This window comes from Cupriavidus sp. 05T313, assembly GCF_056396665.1.
Map to the genome: position 1 here is coordinate 24,829 of NZ_JBFTLX010000029.1, position 17,514 is coordinate 42,342.

General features: G+C 65.1%; 19 protein-coding genes and 1 tRNA gene. 9 read left to right on the plus strand and 11 right to left on the minus strand.

Annotated features, from left to right (window positions below; all coding sequences use genetic code 11):
* Positions 1–104 precede the first annotated feature (104 nt).
* The 6 genes from tolB to AC1DKD_RS09780 all read left to right on the plus strand — a co-directional run bounded on the left by tolB (position 105) and on the right by AC1DKD_RS09780 (position 4,912).
* The gene (gene tolB, locus AC1DKD_RS09755; protein WP_441624828.1) at positions 105–1,433 is read left to right on the plus strand and encodes a Tol-Pal system beta propeller repeat protein TolB; all 1,329 of its coding nucleotides are present in this window, start codon (positions 105–107) and stop codon (positions 1,431–1,433) included.
* Positions 1,434–1,450: 17 nt separating this feature from the next.
* Complete coding sequence (pal, locus tag AC1DKD_RS09760; RefSeq protein ID WP_441624826.1) at positions 1,451–1,966, plus strand: peptidoglycan-associated lipoprotein Pal; 516 nt, start codon at positions 1,451–1,453, stop codon at positions 1,964–1,966.
* An 18-nt stretch (positions 1,967–1,984) separates the two neighbouring features.
* Positions 1,985–2,743, plus strand: a complete 759-nt coding sequence (ybgF, locus tag AC1DKD_RS09765) for a tol-pal system protein YbgF (RefSeq protein ID WP_035863945.1) — start codon at positions 1,985–1,987, stop codon at positions 2,741–2,743.
* A 139-nt stretch (positions 2,744–2,882) separates the two neighbouring features.
* Positions 2,883–3,566, plus strand: a complete 684-nt coding sequence (gene queC / locus AC1DKD_RS09770) for a 7-cyano-7-deazaguanine synthase QueC (protein ID WP_441624824.1) — start codon at positions 2,883–2,885, stop codon at positions 3,564–3,566.
* Between the two features lie 83 nt (positions 3,567–3,649).
* On the plus strand, positions 3,650–4,765 hold the full coding sequence (locus tag AC1DKD_RS09775) for a YeeE/YedE family protein (protein WP_441624822.1): 1,116 nt from the start codon (positions 3,650–3,652) through the stop codon (positions 4,763–4,765).
* Between the two features lie 71 nt (positions 4,766–4,836).
* Positions 4,837–4,912 (plus strand) — tRNA-Lys (locus AC1DKD_RS09780).
* Between the two features lie 109 nt (positions 4,913–5,021).
* Here the strand turns inward: AC1DKD_RS09780 and AC1DKD_RS09785 are convergent.
* The 5 genes from AC1DKD_RS09785 to AC1DKD_RS09805 form a co-directional block, all read right to left on the minus strand.
* Positions 5,022–6,917, minus strand: coding sequence for a S9 family peptidase (locus AC1DKD_RS09785; protein WP_477111659.1), 1,896 nt, complete (start codon positions 6,915–6,917; stop codon positions 5,022–5,024).
* A gap of 46 nt (positions 6,918–6,963) precedes the next feature.
* Positions 6,964–8,124, minus strand: coding sequence for an AI-2E family transporter (locus AC1DKD_RS09790; protein ID WP_477143224.1), 1,161 nt, complete (start codon positions 8,122–8,124; stop codon positions 6,964–6,966).
* Positions 8,125–8,272: 148 nt separating this feature from the next.
* Positions 8,273–8,773, minus strand: a complete 501-nt coding sequence (locus AC1DKD_RS09795; protein WP_441624816.1) for a DUF3318 domain-containing protein — start codon at positions 8,771–8,773, stop codon at positions 8,273–8,275.
* The gene (locus tag AC1DKD_RS09800; protein WP_441624814.1) at positions 8,770–9,150 is read right to left on the minus strand and encodes a phage holin family protein; all 381 of its coding nucleotides are present in this window, start codon (positions 9,148–9,150) and stop codon (positions 8,770–8,772) included. The genes AC1DKD_RS09795 and AC1DKD_RS09800 overlap by 4 nt, the downstream gene beginning before the upstream one ends.
* Before the next feature lie 170 nt (positions 9,151–9,320).
* Entirely contained in the window at positions 9,321–9,638 is a 318-nt protein-coding gene (locus AC1DKD_RS09805) for an ElaB/YgaM/YqjD family protein (RefSeq protein ID WP_324291756.1), read from the minus strand.
* 229 nt (positions 9,639–9,867) lie between these two features.
* Here AC1DKD_RS09805 and AC1DKD_RS09810 point away from each other — a divergent pair, with 229 nt between their 5' ends.
* Entirely contained in the window at positions 9,868–10,506 is a 639-nt protein-coding gene (locus AC1DKD_RS09810; RefSeq protein WP_441624812.1) for a peroxiredoxin, read from the plus strand.
* Positions 10,507–10,668: 162 nt separating this feature from the next.
* On the opposite strand, the gene AC1DKD_RS09815 is transcribed toward AC1DKD_RS09810, so the two are convergent.
* Entirely contained in the window at positions 10,669–11,862 is a 1,194-nt protein-coding gene (locus AC1DKD_RS09815) for an acyl-CoA dehydrogenase (RefSeq protein WP_477143225.1), read from the minus strand.
* A 212-nt stretch (positions 11,863–12,074) separates the two neighbouring features.
* Here AC1DKD_RS09815 and AC1DKD_RS09820 point away from each other — a divergent pair, with 212 nt between their 5' ends.
* Positions 12,075–12,890: an IclR family transcriptional regulator gene (locus tag AC1DKD_RS09820; RefSeq protein WP_441624809.1), complete on the plus strand. Its 816-nt coding sequence runs from the start codon at positions 12,075–12,077 to the stop codon at positions 12,888–12,890.
* Positions 12,891–12,941: 51 nt separating this feature from the next.
* Here AC1DKD_RS09820 and kynA read toward each other — a convergent pair whose 3' ends face one another.
* Genes kynA through kynB form a run of 3 tightly spaced genes read right to left on the minus strand, consistent with a single transcriptional unit; the run spans position 12,942 to position 15,795 of the window.
* Positions 12,942–13,805 (minus strand): tryptophan 2,3-dioxygenase, encoded by an 864-nt coding sequence (gene kynA / locus AC1DKD_RS09825; protein WP_477143226.1) that lies wholly within the window; start codon positions 13,803–13,805, stop codon positions 12,942–12,944.
* 39 nt (positions 13,806–13,844) lie between these two features.
* Entirely contained in the window at positions 13,845–15,101 is a 1,257-nt protein-coding gene (kynU, locus tag AC1DKD_RS09830) for a kynureninase (protein ID WP_441624807.1), read from the minus strand.
* Between the two features lie 37 nt (positions 15,102–15,138).
* Positions 15,139–15,795 (minus strand): arylformamidase, encoded by a 657-nt coding sequence (kynB, locus tag AC1DKD_RS09835; RefSeq protein ID WP_477102312.1) that lies wholly within the window; start codon positions 15,793–15,795, stop codon positions 15,139–15,141.
* A gap of 163 nt (positions 15,796–15,958) precedes the next feature.
* On the opposite strand from kynB, the gene AC1DKD_RS09840 reads away from it, so the two are divergent.
* Positions 15,959–16,441 carry an Lrp/AsnC family transcriptional regulator gene (locus tag AC1DKD_RS09840; protein WP_035863970.1) on the plus strand — a complete coding sequence of 161 codons (483 nt, stop codon included), beginning with the start codon at positions 15,959–15,961 and terminating at the stop codon, positions 16,439–16,441.
* 19 nt (positions 16,442–16,460) lie between these two features.
* Here AC1DKD_RS09840 and AC1DKD_RS09845 read toward each other — a convergent pair whose 3' ends face one another.
* A complete protein-coding gene (locus AC1DKD_RS09845) occupies positions 16,461–16,907 on the minus strand; it encodes a MarR family winged helix-turn-helix transcriptional regulator (protein ID WP_441624803.1) in 447 nt (148 codons plus the stop codon).
* Positions 16,908–16,935: 28 nt separating this feature from the next.
* Entirely contained in the window at positions 16,936–17,478 is a 543-nt protein-coding gene (locus tag AC1DKD_RS09850) for a flavin reductase family protein (RefSeq protein ID WP_045236038.1), read from the minus strand.
* Positions 17,479–17,514 lie beyond the last annotated feature (36 nt).

The window sequence follows — 17,514 nt, forward strand, 5'->3', positions numbered from 1 at the left end:
TGTGCCCGGTGCACGCGATACGGGCATGCGACATGCTTGCCCGTACCACGGCTTCCAGTTTGCCGGCCGCGCTCGATGAATATTGATCTCGACTGAGGAGCAGCATGCGAAAGCTTTGGGCCCCCCTTTGGCTAGCCGCACGGCGGCACAACACCCCCGCGCACGCCCTGTTTGCCTGGCTGGCCGTGGCGCTGGCCCTTTCGGCCGGCAGCGCACAGGCGCAACTGAATGTTGAAATCACCGGCGTAGGCGCCAGCCAGTTCCCGATCGCCACCGCCAACTTCCAGGGCGAAGCACAGGCCCCGCAAAATGTCACCGCCATCATTCGCGGCGACCTGCAGCGCAGCGGGCGCTTCCGCAATATCGATCCGGCTGGCGCCACCGTGGCCGAATCCGCCAATGCCGACCTTGGCAACTGGAAGTCGCGCGGCGCCGATGCCTTCGTGGCAGGCAGCGTGACCCCGACCGGCAACGGCCAGTACGACGTGCGCTTCCGCCTCTACGATACCGTCAAGGGCCAGAGCCTTGGCGGACTGGCCTTCACCGTCGGGCCGAACCAGTTGCGCGTCGCCGGGCACAAGATCGCCGACTACATCTACGAGAAGCTGCTGGGCGAGCGTGGCGTGTTCGCCACTCGCCTGTCCTATGTCTCACGCGTGGGTGGGCGCTTCCAGCTGCTGATCTCGGACTCCGACGGCCAGAATTCCCAGGTGGCGCTGACCAGCAACGAGCCGATCATCTCGCCTTCGTGGTCGCCGGATGGCAGCAAGGTCGCCTACGTGTCCTTCGAGGCCAAGAAGCCCGTGGTTTACGTGCACGACCTGGCAAGTGGCCGCCGTACGCTGGTGTCCAACCAGAAGGGCAACAACAGCGCGCCTTCGTGGTCGCCCGACGGGCACCACCTGGCGGTCGCGCTGTCGCGCGACGGCAATACCCAGATCTACCAGGTCAACGCCGATGGCTCCGGCCTCAAGCGCCTCACGCGCAGCAGCGCCATCGACACCGAGCCGCAATACGCGCCGGACGGCCGCGGCATTTACTTCACCAGCGATCGCGGCGGCGCGCCGCAGATCTACCGCATGCCGGCCGGCGGGGAAGAAGGCGGTGCAGCCCAGCGTGTGACCTTCAAGGGCAGCTACAACGTGAGCCCGCGCATTTCGCCTGACGGCAAGCAGCTGGCCTATATCACCCGCAGCGGCGGCTTCAAGCTGCAGCTGATGGATCTCGGCAACGGCGATGTCACGTCGCTGACCGACACCGCCAACGACGAGGCGCCAAGCTTCGCCGCCAATGGCAAGTACATTCTTTATGCCACCCGGGTGGGAGGTCGCTCGGTGCTGGCGGCAGTGTCCACTGACGGGCGTACCCGGCAGGTTTTGTCGCTCCAGTCCGGCGAGGTTCGCGAGCCGTCCTGGGGCCCATTCATGCAATAAACGAGGAGTTCCTAGCCATGACCCAAATGATGACCAAAACCCTTGCCGTCGCTGCCCTGCTGGCCCTCGGCGCTTGCAGCTCCGGCGTCAAGCTGGACGACACCGCCAACGCCGGTGCCGGTGGCAAGGGCACGCCTTCGAACGACGCTCGCGCCGTGGCGCCGGTGGACGTCTCGCGCGATCCGCTGAACGACCCGAACAGCCCGCTGGCCAAGCGCAGCGTGTACTTCGACTTCGACAGCTACAGCGTCAAGTCCGACTACCAGGGCATGCTGTCCGAGCACGCCAAGTACCTGGCCGCCAACAAGGGCCGCCGCATCCTGATCCAGGGCAACACCGACGAGCGCGGTACCAGCGAGTACAACCTGGCGCTGGGCCAGAAGCGTGCCGAGGCCGTGCGCCGCTCCATGTCCTCGCTGGGCGTGCCGGAAAGCCAGATGGAAGCCGTCAGCCTGGGCAAGGAAAAGCCCAAGGCAACCGGCCATGACGAAGCCTCGTGGGCGGAAAACCGCCGCGCGGACATCACGTACTAATCCGCGGATAGCCAACTCATGAAAGCACGCGTCTCCAAGTTGGTATTGCTTACTGCGATGTCCTGCGCCAGCCTGCTGCATGTTGCGCAGGCGCGGGCCGGCGTGTTCGATGATGACGAGGCGCGCAAAGCCATCGTGACCATGCGGGACCAGTTCAACGGTTTCCAGGCGACGGCATCGCAGCGCATCGACCAGAACAGCCGCGCCCAGCTCGACATGCAGAACCAGCTCGAGGGCCTGCGCCAGGAAGTGGCGCGGCTGCGCGGCCAGAACGAGATGCTGCAGAACGAAGTGACCACGCTGCAGAAACAGCAGAAGGACTACTACGCCGACCTCGATGCGCGCCTGAAGAAATTCGAGCCGCAGCAGGTCACCGTGGATGGCCGGGAAGGCCTGTCGCAACCCGGCGAGAAGACTGAATACGATGCCGCGCTCAAGCAGTTCCAGACCGGGGACTTCAAGGGTGCCGGCAACGTGTTCTCGGCCTTCATCAAGAAGTACCCGCAGAGCCCGTATGTGCCGCTGGCGCAATACTGGCTAGGTAACTCGTTGTATGCGCAGCGGGATTACAGCCGTTCCACCACGGTGCTGCAAAACATGGTGCAGGCCTATCCGGATCACCCCAAGGTGCCGGATGCGCTGATCGCCATCGCCAACAACCAGATCGAATCGGGGCAGAAGCCCGCGGCCCGCAAGACCCTGGAGCAGGTGGTAGCCAAATACCCCGGCACCGAGGGCGCGCAGGCGGCGACCAATCGCCTCAAGACGCTGAAGTAAGCGCCGCGCTGGGCAGGGCGCCGGTGGCAGGCGAACGACGCAAGGCCCGCATCCGCGGGCCTTTTGTCGTGGTCGCGCTAAAATGCGCGATTCGCCTTGAATTTTGCGTGGCGCCGCCAGGCGCCGCCCCCCCGCCATCATGAAAAAACGCGCTATCGTCCTGCTTTCCGGCGGCCTGGACTCCGCCACCGTCCTTGCCATGGCCAATGCGCAGGATTTCGAGACCTATGCGCTGTCGATGCGCTATGGCCAGCGCCATTCCTCGGAACTGGAGGCAGCCAAGCGCGTGGCGGCGGCCCTGGGCGCGGTGCGCCACGAGATCATCGACCTCGACCTGCGCCGCTTCGGCGGCTCGGCGCTGACCGACGATAGCCTGGACGTGCCCACCGACGGCGCGGTCGGCGGGATTCCGGTCACCTATGTGCCGGCCCGCAATACCATCATGCTTTCGCTGGCCCTGGGCTGGGCCGAGGCCGTTGGCGGCCGCGACCTGTTCTTCGGCGCCAACGCGGTCGATTACTCAGGCTATCCGGATTGCCGGCCCGAGTATGTTTCGGCCTACGAGACGCTTGCCAACCTGGCCACCAAGGCCGGCGTGGAAGGCGAGCGCATCCGCGTGCACGCGCCCATCATCGACATGACCAAGGGCGAGATCATCCGCGCCGGCGTCGGGCTCGGGGTGGACTACGGCATGACGGTGTCGTGCTACAAGGCCGACGACGACGGCCGCGCCTGCGGCGTGTGCGACTCCTGCCGCATCCGCCGCGCGGGTTTCGAGGCCGCAGGCGTGCCCGATCCCACCCGCTACCAGGGCGCCGCCTGACGGTTGCGCAAGAAGAGCGCGCGTCCGCGCGCGCTCAACCCTGACGCCGCACACACCCGTTCCGATTCCCCCGCCGGACTCTCATGCCCGATATCGATCTCGCAGCGCTCAGCCGTACCATACTGGCGAGCACCTTCATCCTGACCTTCCTGTTTGGGGTGGTGCTCCAGCGCACGCACTTCTGCACCATGGGCGCGGTCTCCGACATCGTCAACATGGGCGACTGGAGCCGCATGCGCATGTGGGGCCTCGCCATCGGCGTGGCCATGATCGGCACCGCCGGGCTGGCGGCGGGCGGTTACATCGATCCCGCCAAGACCATCTATGCCGCAAGCAAGCTCAGCTGGCTTTCCGCGCTGGTGGGCGGGCTGATGTTCGGCTTCGGCATGGTGCTGGCCTCGGGCTGCGGCAGCAAGACCCTGGTGCGCATCGGCGCGGGCAACCTGAAATCGCTGGTGGTATTCGTCTTCCTCGGGCTGTCCGCCTATATGACGTTGCGCGGCCTGTTCGGCGTGATTCGCGTGAATACCGTCGATGCGGTGGCGCTCACGCTGTCCACCACGCAGGACCTGCCCTCCGTGCTGGCGCATGCCAGCGGCATGGCGCGTGGCACCCTGCAGCTTGGCATCGGGCTGGTGCTGGGCGGCGCGCTGGTGATCTGGGCGCTGGCCGGACGTGGCTTCCGAACTTTCGATAACCTGCTGGGCGGCATTGCGGTGGGGCTCATCATCGTGGCGATGTGGTACGTCTCGGGGCATATTGGCTATGTGTCCGAAGATCCCAACACGCTCGAAGAGCTGTTCGTGGGCACCAATAGCGGCCGCATGGAAAGCCTGAGCTTCGTCGCTCCGTATGCCTATACGCTGGACTGGCTGATGATGTTCAGCGACAAGAGCAAGGTGTTGACCATTGGCATCGTCAGCGTGTTCGGCGTGGTGGCCGGGGCCGCCGCCTATGCGCTGGTCACGCGCACCTTCCGCTGGGAAGGCTTTGGCAGCGCCGAGGACGTTGGCAACCATCTGGTGGGCGGCATCCTGATGGGCGCGGGCGGCGTGACCGCCCTGGGCTGCACGATCGGCCAGGGCTTGTCGGGCGTATCGACGCTGGCAATCGGCTCGTTTATTGCGCTGGCCGGCATCCTGGCCGGCTCGGTGCTGGGCTTCCGCTACCAGATATGGCGCCTTGAGCGCATGATCTAGCACGAACGTTTAACGCGCTAAGGTTGACATTAGGGCCAGGATATTCCTATAATCGCGGCTTCAGTTTTTCCGGGTCGTTAGCTCAGTCGGTAGAGCAGCGGACTTTTAATCCGTTGGTCGCGTGTTCGAGTCACGCACGACCCACCAGCATTGCGAAAAGGCGTAGCGGGCAACCGCTACGCCTTTTTTGTTTTGGGTCCTGGCCGGGGAAAACGGCTGGGCAGGGAACAAAAGCCTGCCCCCTGGCCAGCAGCAATCAGCCTTGCCTTGCCAGATGCCTGGCCAGAAACGCTTCCATCGCCTCATAGAAGTCGAAGCGGTTCTCCTCGTTGTGAAAGCCGTGGCCTTCGTTTTCCTTGAGCAGGTACTCCACATCGATGCCACGCGCTCGCAGCGCCTCGACAATCTGGTCGCTTTCGGCTTGCTTGACGCGCGGATCGTTGGCGCCCTGGGCCACCAGCAGCGGCGTGCGGATCCGGTCCGCGAAGAACACCGGCGAGGCATCGTGCATGGCCTGGCGGTCGGTTTCGTCGTTGGGATTGCCAATCATCTCGTACAGCATGTCGAGCATCGGCGTCCAGTACGCGGGAATCGTCTCCAGCAGCGTGAACAGGTTCGATACGCCAACATAGTCGATGGCGGCGGCATAACGGTCCGGCGTGAAGGCGACGCCGGCAAGCGTCGCATACCCGCCATAGCTGCCGCCGAAGATCGCCATGCGCTTCGGATCCACGATGCCCTGCGCGACGAGCCAGTCGACGCCGTCGTCGATGTCGCGCTGCATCGTCTTGCCCCATTGCTTGAAGCTCGCTTCCCAGAACTTGCGGCCGTAGCCGGTCGAGCCGCGGAAGTTGATCTGCAGCACCGCRTAGCCGCGGTTCGCCAGCAACTGCACCTCGGGGTTGAAGCCCCAGTCGTCACGCGTCCAGGGGCCACCGTGCGGGTTGACCACGAGCGGCAGGCCCTGGGGCGCGGGCTCGCCAGCAGCGGCTACCGGCACCGTCAGGTAGCCATGGATCTGCAGGCCGTCGCGCGAGGTGAACCGGATCGGCCGCATGCCGGCCATGTCGGCTTCATCGAGCCACGGTAGCACCTTGCCTAGCGTGACCAGCTTGCGCGTGCCGCTGTCATACAGGTAGCGGGTGCCGGCGGTCCTGTCGCTCGACGCGGAGACGATCATGCGGGTCTCGTCGCGCGTGAGGCTGGTGATGTGGTGCTCGTAGCCCGGCAGCTGCCGTTCCAGGTCGGCATGGATCTGCCCGGCGTGCGCGTCAAAGAAATGGCGGTGCGTCTTCCAGTCCGTGTACCAGGCGGCGCTCAGCACACGGCGGTGACGCGAGTAGCTCAGGCCGCCGACGTCGACTTCATCGTGCTCGAAGACCAGCCGGCCTTCCTGTGCCGTCTGCGGATCGAATTCGAAGATCGCCAGCTTGTCGCGTCCGCGATTGGATTGCACATACAACTGCTTGTTGTCGAAGGTGAAGAACAGCGGCGCGACCGTCTCGCGGAAATCGGTAGTCAGGATCGGGCGGAAGGGCTGGTCCTCGGTATCGCGATAGAGCAGGGTGGTATTCACGCCGTCGCTGGCGGTCGCCACGCGCAGGCGGCCGGCATGATCGGTGCCCCAGCTCATCACATTGCCGGGGTTCTCGGCGATCTGCACCGACTCGCCGGTCACGACATCGACGCGCAGCACATCGAAGACCTGCGGCTCGCGCTTGTTGTGCGACAGCAGGATATGGCGCTCGTCGTCCTCGAGATCGTCGACGATCTCGGCCCGTACGCCGGGGTACGGCGTCAGGTCGACCGGGTCGCCGCCGTCGATCGGCACCGACAGCACGTGGAAGTTCTCGTCGCCGCCAAAGTCTTTCACGTAGAGGATGTGCGCATTGCCTTTCCAGGCGTGGAAGGGCAGGTCACGCTCGGTTTCGCGGGTCAGCGGCCGGGCTTCGCCCAGCAGGTTGCCGTCGGTGTCGATGGCCTGCACGAAAATATTCTGGCGGCCCTGATGCCTGGCCAGGAACGACAGGTGACGTCCATCCGGAGAGATCGAGAACTGGGAGCGGTCCGGCTTGCGAAACAGTTCGCGCACGCTGTAGTGCTTTACCTTCGCGGGTGCCTGCGCACCGGATGAATCGTGGTTTTGACGCAATGCTCACTCCTTGGTGTGTTTGGGGCCGGCAAATACAGCGGCGGGCTCAATCCGTGTGGGCCGCCTCGGGGTGTGTGTCGCCGCGGGCGCCGGCTGGGCCTTCCGGCGGTGCCGGTGGCGTGGAATCCTTGTCCTGGGCCGCATCGCGGCGCTCGATTTCGTCGCGCGTCGAGGTGGACAGGTCCCAACTGGCGATAAACRGCGCGGCGATCAGCGGACCGATGACGAAGCCATTCAGCCCGAACAGCGCCATGCCGCCCAGCGTGGAGATCAGCACCACCCAGTCGGGCATGCGGGTGTCCTTGCCGACCAGGATGGGGCGCAGGACGTTATCCACCGCGCCGATCACCACCGCGCAGAAGCCGATCAGGATCGAGCCTTTGCCCACGTCGCCGGTCAGCAGGAAGTAGATGGCCACCGGCCCCCAGATCAGGGCGGCGCCCACGGCCGGCAGCAGCGACAGGAAGGCCATCAGCACGCCCCATAGCAGCGAGCCCTGGATGCCGAGTATCCAGAAGATCAGGCCGCCCAGCGCGCCTTGCACCGCGGCGACAGCGATATTGCCCTTGACCGTGGCACGGGCCACGGTGGTGAACTTGCGCAGCAGGTGCTGTTTGTGCGGCTCGCTCAGGGGAATGGCCTGCATGATCAGCCGTGAAATCTGCGGACCATCGCGCAGCAAGAAGAACAGCAGGTACAGCATCACGCCGAAGCTGACCACGAACTGGAAGGTGTTCTGTCCGATACTCAGCGCCTGCGTGGCGATGATCTGGCTGGCCTGGGCGGCGCCATTGGTGAGCTTTTGCTGCAAGTCGCCGATATCGAGGAGCCCGAAGCGGTCCAGCACCCGTCCCACCGAAGGTGGCAGCGCGTGCACGGCCTGCTGGAAGTAGGCGCCGAAATTGAGTTGCCCCGACCYGATCTGCTGGTAGACCGTGCCGCCTTCCCGGAGCAGGGCGCCAGTGACGAAGATCAGCGGCAGCACCACGATCAGCATGCACAGCGTCAAGGTGGTCAGCGACGCCAGGTTGCGCCGGCCGCCCATGCGGCGGGTCAGCCAGTTGTTGGGCGGCGTGAAGATGATGGCCAGGATGGTGCCCCAGAACACCGCGCCAAAGAAGGGCCAGAGGACGAAGCAAAAGGCTACCGAGACTACTGCCAGCAGCAGATAGAACGCCTTCTGCTGCATATCCGATCGATGGGTCATTGCGCTGTCCCTTGGGTCAGGTTGGCATCGCGGGGGCGCCGCACGGGCTGCCGCTGGTCGCCAAGGCGCATCGCGCCCGCCACGGGCAAGCGCGCGCTCGAAAGGCAAGGCCAGCGTGTGCCATGGCCTTGCGTCGGGGGTTGCGGTACTAGCGTACCAGCGGGTCGCGAAATCCGGTGTCGACGGTTTCGACGGTGTCGGGCGGAGCCCGCCGGGCAGCTTCCGCGCTGCCCTTCTGCCAGGTTTGATAAACCCAGTAGCCGGCACCTGCCAGGATGCCGAACTTGGAGGCCTTCCACGTCCAGCGCAGCACCGGCGTCTTGCGCAGCAACGGCAGTGCCAGGGACACGGCCGAGCTGAGCAGCGGATATTCCTTGGCCAGGCCCAGCAGCTTGAGCCAGGAAGCAGGCCGGGTCATGCGCGGCAGCCAGGTGCTGAAACGGCCGAACCGGGTTGCGCTGCCCCGTACATGGTGAAGCGCCTGGGCGCAGTCGTAGCGTTCCAGCGCGGCGCGCGTGATCAGAAGTTCCTTGCGGATGGCGAGCGGCAAGCGCACCTCGCGCGAGAAACGCACCGGGCGCTGATGTTCCCGGTGCGGGGTGCCGGCCACGTTCTCCGTGGGCTGGTCTGGCTTGTTCGGGTGGCTCATCGGCGCAGGATCTCCCGGTCTTTGTCGATCTCGGCCAGCGTGGCTTCGAACAGGGGCGGGGCATTGCGCGCCAGGTGACGGGCGAATGCGAGGCAGGCTGCGCAGGCGGTCAGGTAACACGCAACCAGCACGCAGAGGGCTTGCCAGCGGTAAGTGTCCCAGAACAGGATGGCGATCAGCACGGTCAGCGTCACCAGGGCCAGGCCGAAGAACACCAGGCCGAAACAGGCCAGCAAGGCCATCTTAATCAGCCGCGCGCGTTCTTCCGCGAGTTCTACGCTGGCAAGTTCGAGGCGCGTCTGCACCATCGCCACCAATGATCCTGCCAGGCTGCGCAGGGCATCCATAAATTTGGGGGAGGAGGTGGGGTCGCTCATGCAATTCCGGCGAAGGCGTGCAGCGGCAATGCGCTGCACCAGCTACAGACGGGAAGCCCCGCCAGCGGTGTCGGACCACTGGCGGGGCGTTGCCCTGCACCGCCTCGCGACCTACGGAGGACTGGGTGCGGGGCATTCGGGTTCATACGCGAGGCTTGTGGCCTTGCGAATTACTTGCGGTTCAGCAGCAGGCCGATCAGCAGGCCAACACCGGCAGCCACGCCGACGGCGCGCCACGGGTGGTCGTGTACATAGTCATCGGTGGCGCGTGCGGCCGCCTTGCTCTTGGTGACTACGGCGTCCTGCAGGTCCTGGGCCTTTTCCTTGGCTTGCTTCAGCAGGCCCATGCCGCGCTCGCGCAGTTCGGCAGCTTTCTCGCCGGTGGTCGAGGCCGCTTGCTTAAGCAGTTCTTCGGCATCGGACAAAACGGTCTTGACATCGCTCATCAGTTTCTCCTGTTTGCGGGCGGTGGTTTCGGATTGTGACATTTTGCCTTCCTCGCACGTTCTCGGGCAGCTTCTCACCCTCTTTACTAGCATATGCGGGGAACCGCCGTGGTTTCAACACCACGAGTCCGACACCGTGTGTGGGACATTGACGCAGACAAAGGTCCTAAGACAAAAAGGTGATTTTGTAGTGACTTTATATTCGTTTGGGTTGGATCGCAATCTCACTACACTGGTTCAACCCGAATTTGCCCCCTTTGCGGACACCCTTATGACACTACGTCTTGGCGACATCGCACCGGATTTCGAGCAGGATTCCAGTGAAGGCCCGATTCGCTTTCATCCATGGCTTGGCGACAGCTGGGGCGTTCTGTTTTCGCACCCGGCCGACTTCACGCCGGTCTGCACGACCGAGCTGGGTTTGACGGCGAAGCTAAAGGACGATTTTGCCAAGCGCAATGTCAGGGCGATCGCGCTGTCGGTCGATCCGGTCGAGTCCCATCGCGAGTGGATCAAGGACATCGACGAGACCCAGGGTACCACGGTCAATTTCCCCATCCTCGCCGATGGCGACCGCAAGGTTTCCCAGCTCTACGACATGATCCACCCCAATGCGAACGAGACCCTGACGGTACGTTCGCTGTTCGTGATCGATCCGAAGAAGAAGGTGCGCCTGATCATCACCTACCCCGCCAGCACAGGGCGCAATTTCAACGAGATCCTGCGCGTGATCGATTCGCTGCAGCTCACCGACAGCCATAGCGTTGCCACGCCGGGTAACTGGCAGGACGGCGACGACGTGGTGATTGTGCCCTCGCTGAAGGACGAGGAGGTGATAAAGCAGAAATTTCCGAAGGGTTACAAGGCCGTGCGGCCTTACCTGCGGCTGACGCCGCAACCCAACAAGTAAGCGGCTGGCCGGGGCGCACCGCGCCCCGCCGGCCGACCCGTGTTGTACAACGATGGGCTCGCCCGTCGTCTCTCCTTGGTAGTGTGCTTGGCCCGGCTTCGCAGCCGGGCCTTTTTAATTTTCTGCCGGAGAACGGGCGGCCCGGCTTCCAGGCCCGGGAATTTAGAAGAAGGCCTGGATGCCGGTCTGGGCGCGGCCCAGGATCAGTGCGTGGATGTCATGGGTGCCTTCGTAGGTGTTGACCACTTCGAGGTTGACCACGTGACGGATCACGCCGAACTCGTCCGAGATGCCGTTGCCGCCGAGCATGTCGCGCGCGACGCGGGCGATGTCCAGCGATTTGCCGCAGGAGTTGCGCTTCATGATCGAGGTGATTTCCACCGCGGCGGTGCCTTCGTCCTTCATGCGGCCCAGGCGCAGGCAGCCTTGCAGGCCCAGCGTGATCTCGGTCTGCATGTCGGCCAGCTTCTTCTGGATCAGCTGGTTGGCCGCCAGGGGACGGCCGAACTGCTTGCGGTCCAGCGTGTACTGTCGCGCGGTGTGCCAGCAGAATTCGGCGGCGCCCAGGGCGCCCCAGGCGATGCCGTAGCGGGCCGARTTCAGGCAGGTGAAGGGGCCCTTCAGGCCGSWTACGCCCGGCATCAGGTTCTCTTCCGGCACGAACACCTGGTCCATGACGATTTCACCGGTGATCGAGGTGCGCAGGCCGACCTTGCCGTGGATGGCCGGAGCCGACAGGCCCTTCCAGCCCTTTTCCAGGATAAAGCCGCGGATGGCTTCCTTGCCGTCGTCGCCGACCAGCTTGCCCCACACCACGAACACATCGGCGATCGGCGAGTTGGTGATCCACATCTTGGCGCCGGAGAGTTCATAGCCACCCGCCACCTTCTTGGCGCGCGTGACCATGGAGCCCGGGTCGGAGCCGTGGTTGGGTTCGGTCAGGCCGAAACAGCCGATCCACTCGCCGGTGGCCAGCTTGGGCAGGTATTTCTGCTTTTGCGCCTCGCTGCCGAACTCGTGGATCGGCACCATCACCAGCGACGATTGCACGCTCATCATCGAACGGTAGCCCGAATCCACCCGTTCCACTTCGCGCGCGATCAGGCCGTAGGCCACGTAGTTCAGGCCGGGGCCGCCGTATTCCTCGGGAATGGTGGGGCCGAGCAGGCCAAGTTCGCCCATCTCGCGGAAGATCTCGATGTCGGTCTTCTCGTTGCGGAACGATTGCAGTACGCGCGGTGCGAGCTTGTCCTGGCAATAGGCCAGTGCGGCATCGCGCACCATGCGCTCGTCGGCGCTCAGCTGGTCGTCCAGCAAGAGGGGGTCGGCCCAGTGGAATTCGGCGTTGGCAGCCATATTACGTCTCCTTCGATAGTGCAGGTCGGTGCAGGTCGGGATGGGCAGCCGCGCGGGCCGGCCCTGAATTCATGAATTATCGGCGCATTCCGCGCTCTGCCGAGGACTCTTTGAGTTCCGCATTGCGGAACTTTGTTCCGATGATGTAGTATATCGCAATGCGCGGTCCGTGCAATAGGCGCGCGCCTTCATCCCACCCGCGGAGACTTCCTTTGGCCACCGAATCGCAAGCCACGCCCGCAGCAGATGTCGTCAGCGCCACACCGCGCGAAAGCGATCCCAATTTCGTCACCGCGCTGGCGCGCGGCCTTGAGTTGCTGCGTTGTTTCCGCACCGGCGAATCGATGCTCGGCAACCAGGATTTCGTGCGCCGCACCGGCTTCCCCAAGGCAACCGTGAGCCGGCTGGCCGGCACGCTGGTGCAACTGGGCTACCTGCGCTACGACGATAGCCTGGGCAAGTACGCGCTCGACGCCGGCGTGCTGGCGCTGGGATATTCTTACCTCTCCGCTTCCAACGTAGTCACGCTGGCGCGCCCGCACATGCTGGCGTTTGCCCAGGCTTACGGGGTATCCGTCTCGCTGGGCAAGCGGGAGCGGCTGGAGGTGATCTATCTTGAATCGATCCGGAACGATGCGGGTGTGATGCTCGGGCTGGGGGTAGGGTCGCGCCTGTCGCTGGTGTCGAGCTCGATGGGGCGCGCCTACCTGGCGGCCTTGCCGGCGGCCAAGCGCGAGCGGGTGCTGGCGGAGTTTGCCCAGGCCTATCCGGAGCAGTGGAAAACGCAGGAGGCGGCGATGCGTGCCACGGTGGCGGAGGCCGCGACCCTGGGTTACGCGGCGTCATTCCGCGACTGGCATCCTGCCATCCACGCGTGCGCGGTGGCGTTCCGGCCAGTGGGGGAGAAGGAGTTGCACATGCTCAGTTGCAGCGCGTCCTATGGCTCGGTCGAGGAGGCGGTATTCCACGACAAGCTGGCGCCGGCCTTGCGCGCGCTGGCGGCGCGGCTGTCGGACCCGGCGCTCTGAGCGCTCGGGGGCGGCGGTACCGGCCTGGCCGGCACCGCCTTGCGGTCGCGCCTACAGATCCGTGCGCAGCTTCCACAATTCGGGGAACAGCACCACGTCGAGCATCYTGCGCAGGTAGCTGACGCCCTCTGTGCCGCCGGTGCCGCGCTTGAAGCCGATCACGCGCTCCACGGTCGTGACATGGCGGAAGCGCCACTGCCGGAAGGCGTCTTCCAGGTCGACGAACTTCTCGCCCAGTTCATACAGTTCCCAGTGCGCCTCCGGCTGGCGATAGACTTCCAGCCACGCGGCTTCCACCGAGGCGTTTTCGCCGGCCGGCAGGGTCCAGTCGCGCTCGATGCAGGTCGCATCGATGGCAAAGCCGCGCCGTGCCATCAGGCGGATCGCCTCGTCATACAGCGATGGCGTGCGCAGTGCTTCCTCCACCAGGGCCAGGTGTTCGGGCTGGTGTGCATGCGGGCGCAGCATGGCGGCGTTCTTGTTGCCGAGGATGAATTCGATTTCGCGGTACTGGAAGGACTGGAAGCCGGACGACATCCCGAGGTAGGGACGCATCGCCGAGTATTCCGGCGGCGTCATGGTGGCCAGCACATTCCACGCCTGCACCAGTTGCTCCATGATGCGCGACACCCGCGTGAGCATCTTGAAGGCTGGCGGCAACTGGTCCTGGCGCACGCATTCGCGCGCGGCGCGCAACTCGTGCAGCGCCAGCTTCATCCATAGCTCGCTGGTCTGGTGCTGCACGATAAACAGCATCTCGTTGTGCTCGGGCGAGAGCGGATGCTGGGCGTTGAGAATCTTGTCCAGCGCCAGGTAATCGCCGTAGCTCATCTCCTTGGCGAAATCCATCTGGGCGTCGTGCCAGCTGGCGTCGTCGCCGGCGGTCTCTTTTGCACCCAGGCCCGTACCCGACATCGGGCATCCTTTGTTGCTATTCATGTTGCGTGCTCCTGCTCAGGTCACTTGGCCACGGGTCTGGTGACGCTCGGCCTTGTAGCTGCCGCTGTCCAGCACGTCGCGCATGATCTCGACCGCATCCCACACTTCCGTGAAGCTGGTGTACAGCGGGGTGAAGCCGAAGCGCGCGACACGCGGCTCGCGGTAGTCGCCGATGACGCCGCGTTCGATCAGGGCTTGCACCAGCCCGAAGCCGTCCGGATGGGCAAAGCTGACATGGCTGCCGCGGCGCGTGTGAGCGCGGGGGGTGACCAGTTCGAGCGGGTGATGGCCGCAGCGTGCCTCCACCAGCGCGATAAAGAGATCGGTCAGCTGCAGCGACTTGGCGCGCAGCGACTGCATGTCGGTCTGGGCAAAGATATCCAGGCCGCATTCGACCATGGCCAGCGAGGTGATGGGCTGGGTGCCGCACAGGAAGCGGGCCACGCCCTCGCGGGGGCGATAGCCGGGTTCCATCGCGAACGGCGCGGCATGGCCCCACCAGCCGGACAGCGGTTGCCAGAAGGCGTCGCGCAGTGCCGGCGCGACCCACAGGAAGGCGGGTGAGCCCGGGCCGCCATTCAGATATTTGTAGGTGCAGCCAACCGCATAATCGGCCTTGGACGCGTTCAGCGCCACCGGCACCGCGCCGGCTGAATGGGCCAGGTCCCATACGGTGAGCACGCCGCGGGCGTGCGCCATCTCAGTGAGGCCTGCCATATCCAGCATTTCGCCCGTCTTGTAGTTGACGTGGGTCAGCATCAGCACGGCGGTGTCGGCGTCGACCGCCGCATCGATTTCCTCGGGGGCGTTCACCAGGCGCAGCGAGTAACCCTGCTGAAGCAGGTCGGCCAGCCCTTGGGCGATGTAGAGGTCGGTGGGGAAATTGCTTGCCTCCGAGACGATGACCTTGCGCTTCGGGTCGCGCGTCTGCTGCACGCGCAGCGCGGCCGCCAGCACCTTGAACAGGTTGATCGACGTGGTATCTGTGACGACGATTTCATCCTCGCCGGCGCCCACCAGCGGTGCGAGCATATTGCCCAGGCGTTGCGGCAGCTCGAACCAGCCGGCGGTGTTCCAGCTGCGGATCAGGCCCGTGCCCCACTCCTCGCTTACCACTTCGGCGGCACGTGCCGCGGCGCTGCGCGGGCGGGCGCCCAGCGAGTTGCCGTCGAGGTAGATCACGCCGTCCGGCAGTGCGAACTGTTCGCGCAGGCTGCGCAGCGGGTCCTGCTGGTCAAGGGCGAGGCATTGCTCGCGGGTCATTGCAGTCATGGGTGAGAGGTTTCCTGGAGGGGGCGGTTCGGTGGGTTCAGGTCAGGCTGCGCAGCACGGCGCGTACCGGGCTCGCATCGAGTCCGGCAAAGCGCAGGGGCAGCGCGATCAGTTCGTAGTCGGCTTCCGGCACCGCGTCGAGCACCAGTCCTTCAAGGATGGCGAGACGATGGCGGCGCACCATGTTGTGCGCGTCCATGGTCTTGGATTCCTGCGGGTCCAGCGAAGGCGTATCGATGCCGACCAGCGTGACGCCATGCGCGGCCAGCAGCGCGATGGTCTCTGGCGCCACCGCGCAGAAGCCGGGATCCCACTGCGCCAGCGGAGCTTGCCGGTAAGTGCGCAGCAGCACACGCGGCGGCACGCCCGCGAGGGCATGCCCGATATGGTGCGGTTCGACCAGCGGGCTGGCGCCGATGCAATGGATCACCCGGCAAAGACCGAGATAGGGCGCCAGGTCCACTTCACCGATGGGCGCGCCGTCCGCGGCGTAGTGCAGCGGTGCGTCGGCATGCGCGCCGGTGTGCGGCGACAGCGTGATGCGCCCGACATTGACCGGGCAGTGCGCGTCCATCTGCCAGGCGGCTTGCTGCTGGAAAGGCGTGTCTCCGGGCCACACAGGCGTGTCGGGCGAGAGCGGCGGGCTGATGTCCCACAGCTGGCGCTGGATGTCGGGGGCGGGGCGGTTTGTCATTGGGTGGCTGATGCCGGGGGCCGGCGTTCCGGTGCTCTACGTGGAGCGGATGACGGCATGATAGTCAATATTCCGGGCAAGAGGCTTGCTTATTGACCGGGTTGGTGGTGCATATTTCGCATAGAATTTCATGAATGAATAAAGCCATGGAAGAATCTGCGAAATGAACCTCGATCCCATCGATTTGCGCATCCTGACCTGCCTGCAGGAGAACGGGCGCATCAGCAACCAGGACCTGGCCGACCGCGTGGCGCTGTCGCCCTCAGCCTGCTTGCGGCGGGTCCGGCTGCTGGAGGAGAGCGGGGTGATCGGCGGCTACCGCGCCTGGTTCGATGCCGAAATGCTCGGCCTGGAGCTGGAAGCGATCGTGCAGGTGTCCATGCGCCCCGAAACGGAGGGATGGCACGACACGTTCAACGCGGCGGTGCAGGCCTGGCCCGAAGTGGTGTCGGCCTACATCATCACCGGCGACAGCAATTACATCCTGAAGGTGCAGGCGCGCAATCTCAAGCATTACTCGGATTTCATCGTCAACCGGCTCTATCGCACGCCCGGCGTGATGGATATCCGTTCGAACATCGTGCTGCAGAGGATCAAGACCGACGGGTCGCCGCTGGCGGTGATCAAGGGCGATCCGTCGTCCTGAGCCGCCGCCCTGGCGCCAATCAGCGCGGCGTGCGCAGCGCGATCAGCCGGCGCAGGGTGTCCTTGAGCTGATCGCCTTGCTGCGGGCCGAAGTCGTCCAGCACCTGCTGCTCGTGCGCGGCGGCTTGCTCGAGCAGTGCGCGGGCGCGGGCGCGGCCGCGCGGGGTGATCGAGACCAGCGCATGCCGGCGGTCGTCCGCGCCGTTGCGGCGCGCGACAAGGCCGCTGGCGGCCATGCGGTCGATCAGCTTGGTCAGGGTGGGTTGCTTGGTCAGCGTGATGTCGGCCAGGGTGCCGATGGTGCAATCCGGCCGGTCGGCCAGCGTGGCGAGCACGCGCCATTCGGGCACAGAGAAGCCCGCCGCTTCCACCTGCCGGTGGAATTCTCCGGACACAAGGTAGCTGGCCCGCGCCAGCAGATAAGGCAGGTAGCCGTCGACAAAAGCGGGCTTGGGCGAATCCGTCATGGCTGCGATGGCCTTGTGCGCCTGCGTTTCAGTCCGTCAGCGGGCGGGTGGTGGCAAAGCGGCCGTCGTGGAACACCAGCGGGTTGCCCGCGTTGTCGTGCACGCCGCAACGTTCCACCTCGCCCACGAAGATGACGTGGTCGCCCTCGTCGTAGCGGCTGCGGTTGTGGCATTCGAACCAGGCCAGCGCATTGGCCAGGATCGGCAGGCCGGTCTCGGAGAGGCGGTAGTCGACACCGGCGAAGCGGTCGCCCTTGAGCGTGGCGAAGCGCTGGCACAGATCGAGTTGCGATGCCGACAGCACATTGATTATGTAGTGCGAACCGTCGCGGAACATCGGCAGGCTGTTGGCGCGCGTGGCCATGCTCCACAGTACCAGCGGCGGATCGAGCGAGACCGAGTTGAACGAACTGGCGGTGATGCCCACGAACGGCGCACCCGGCGGCGAGCCAGGGCCCGCGCGGGTGGTGATGACCGTCACGCCGGTGGCGAACTGGGACAGCGCGCGCCGGAAGTGCAGCGTATCGAAATCGGGAGAGGCGGCCTTGCCGGAGGCCTCAGGCATGCCCATCTTGCGGGCTCCACTGGGATCCATGAAATTTCATAT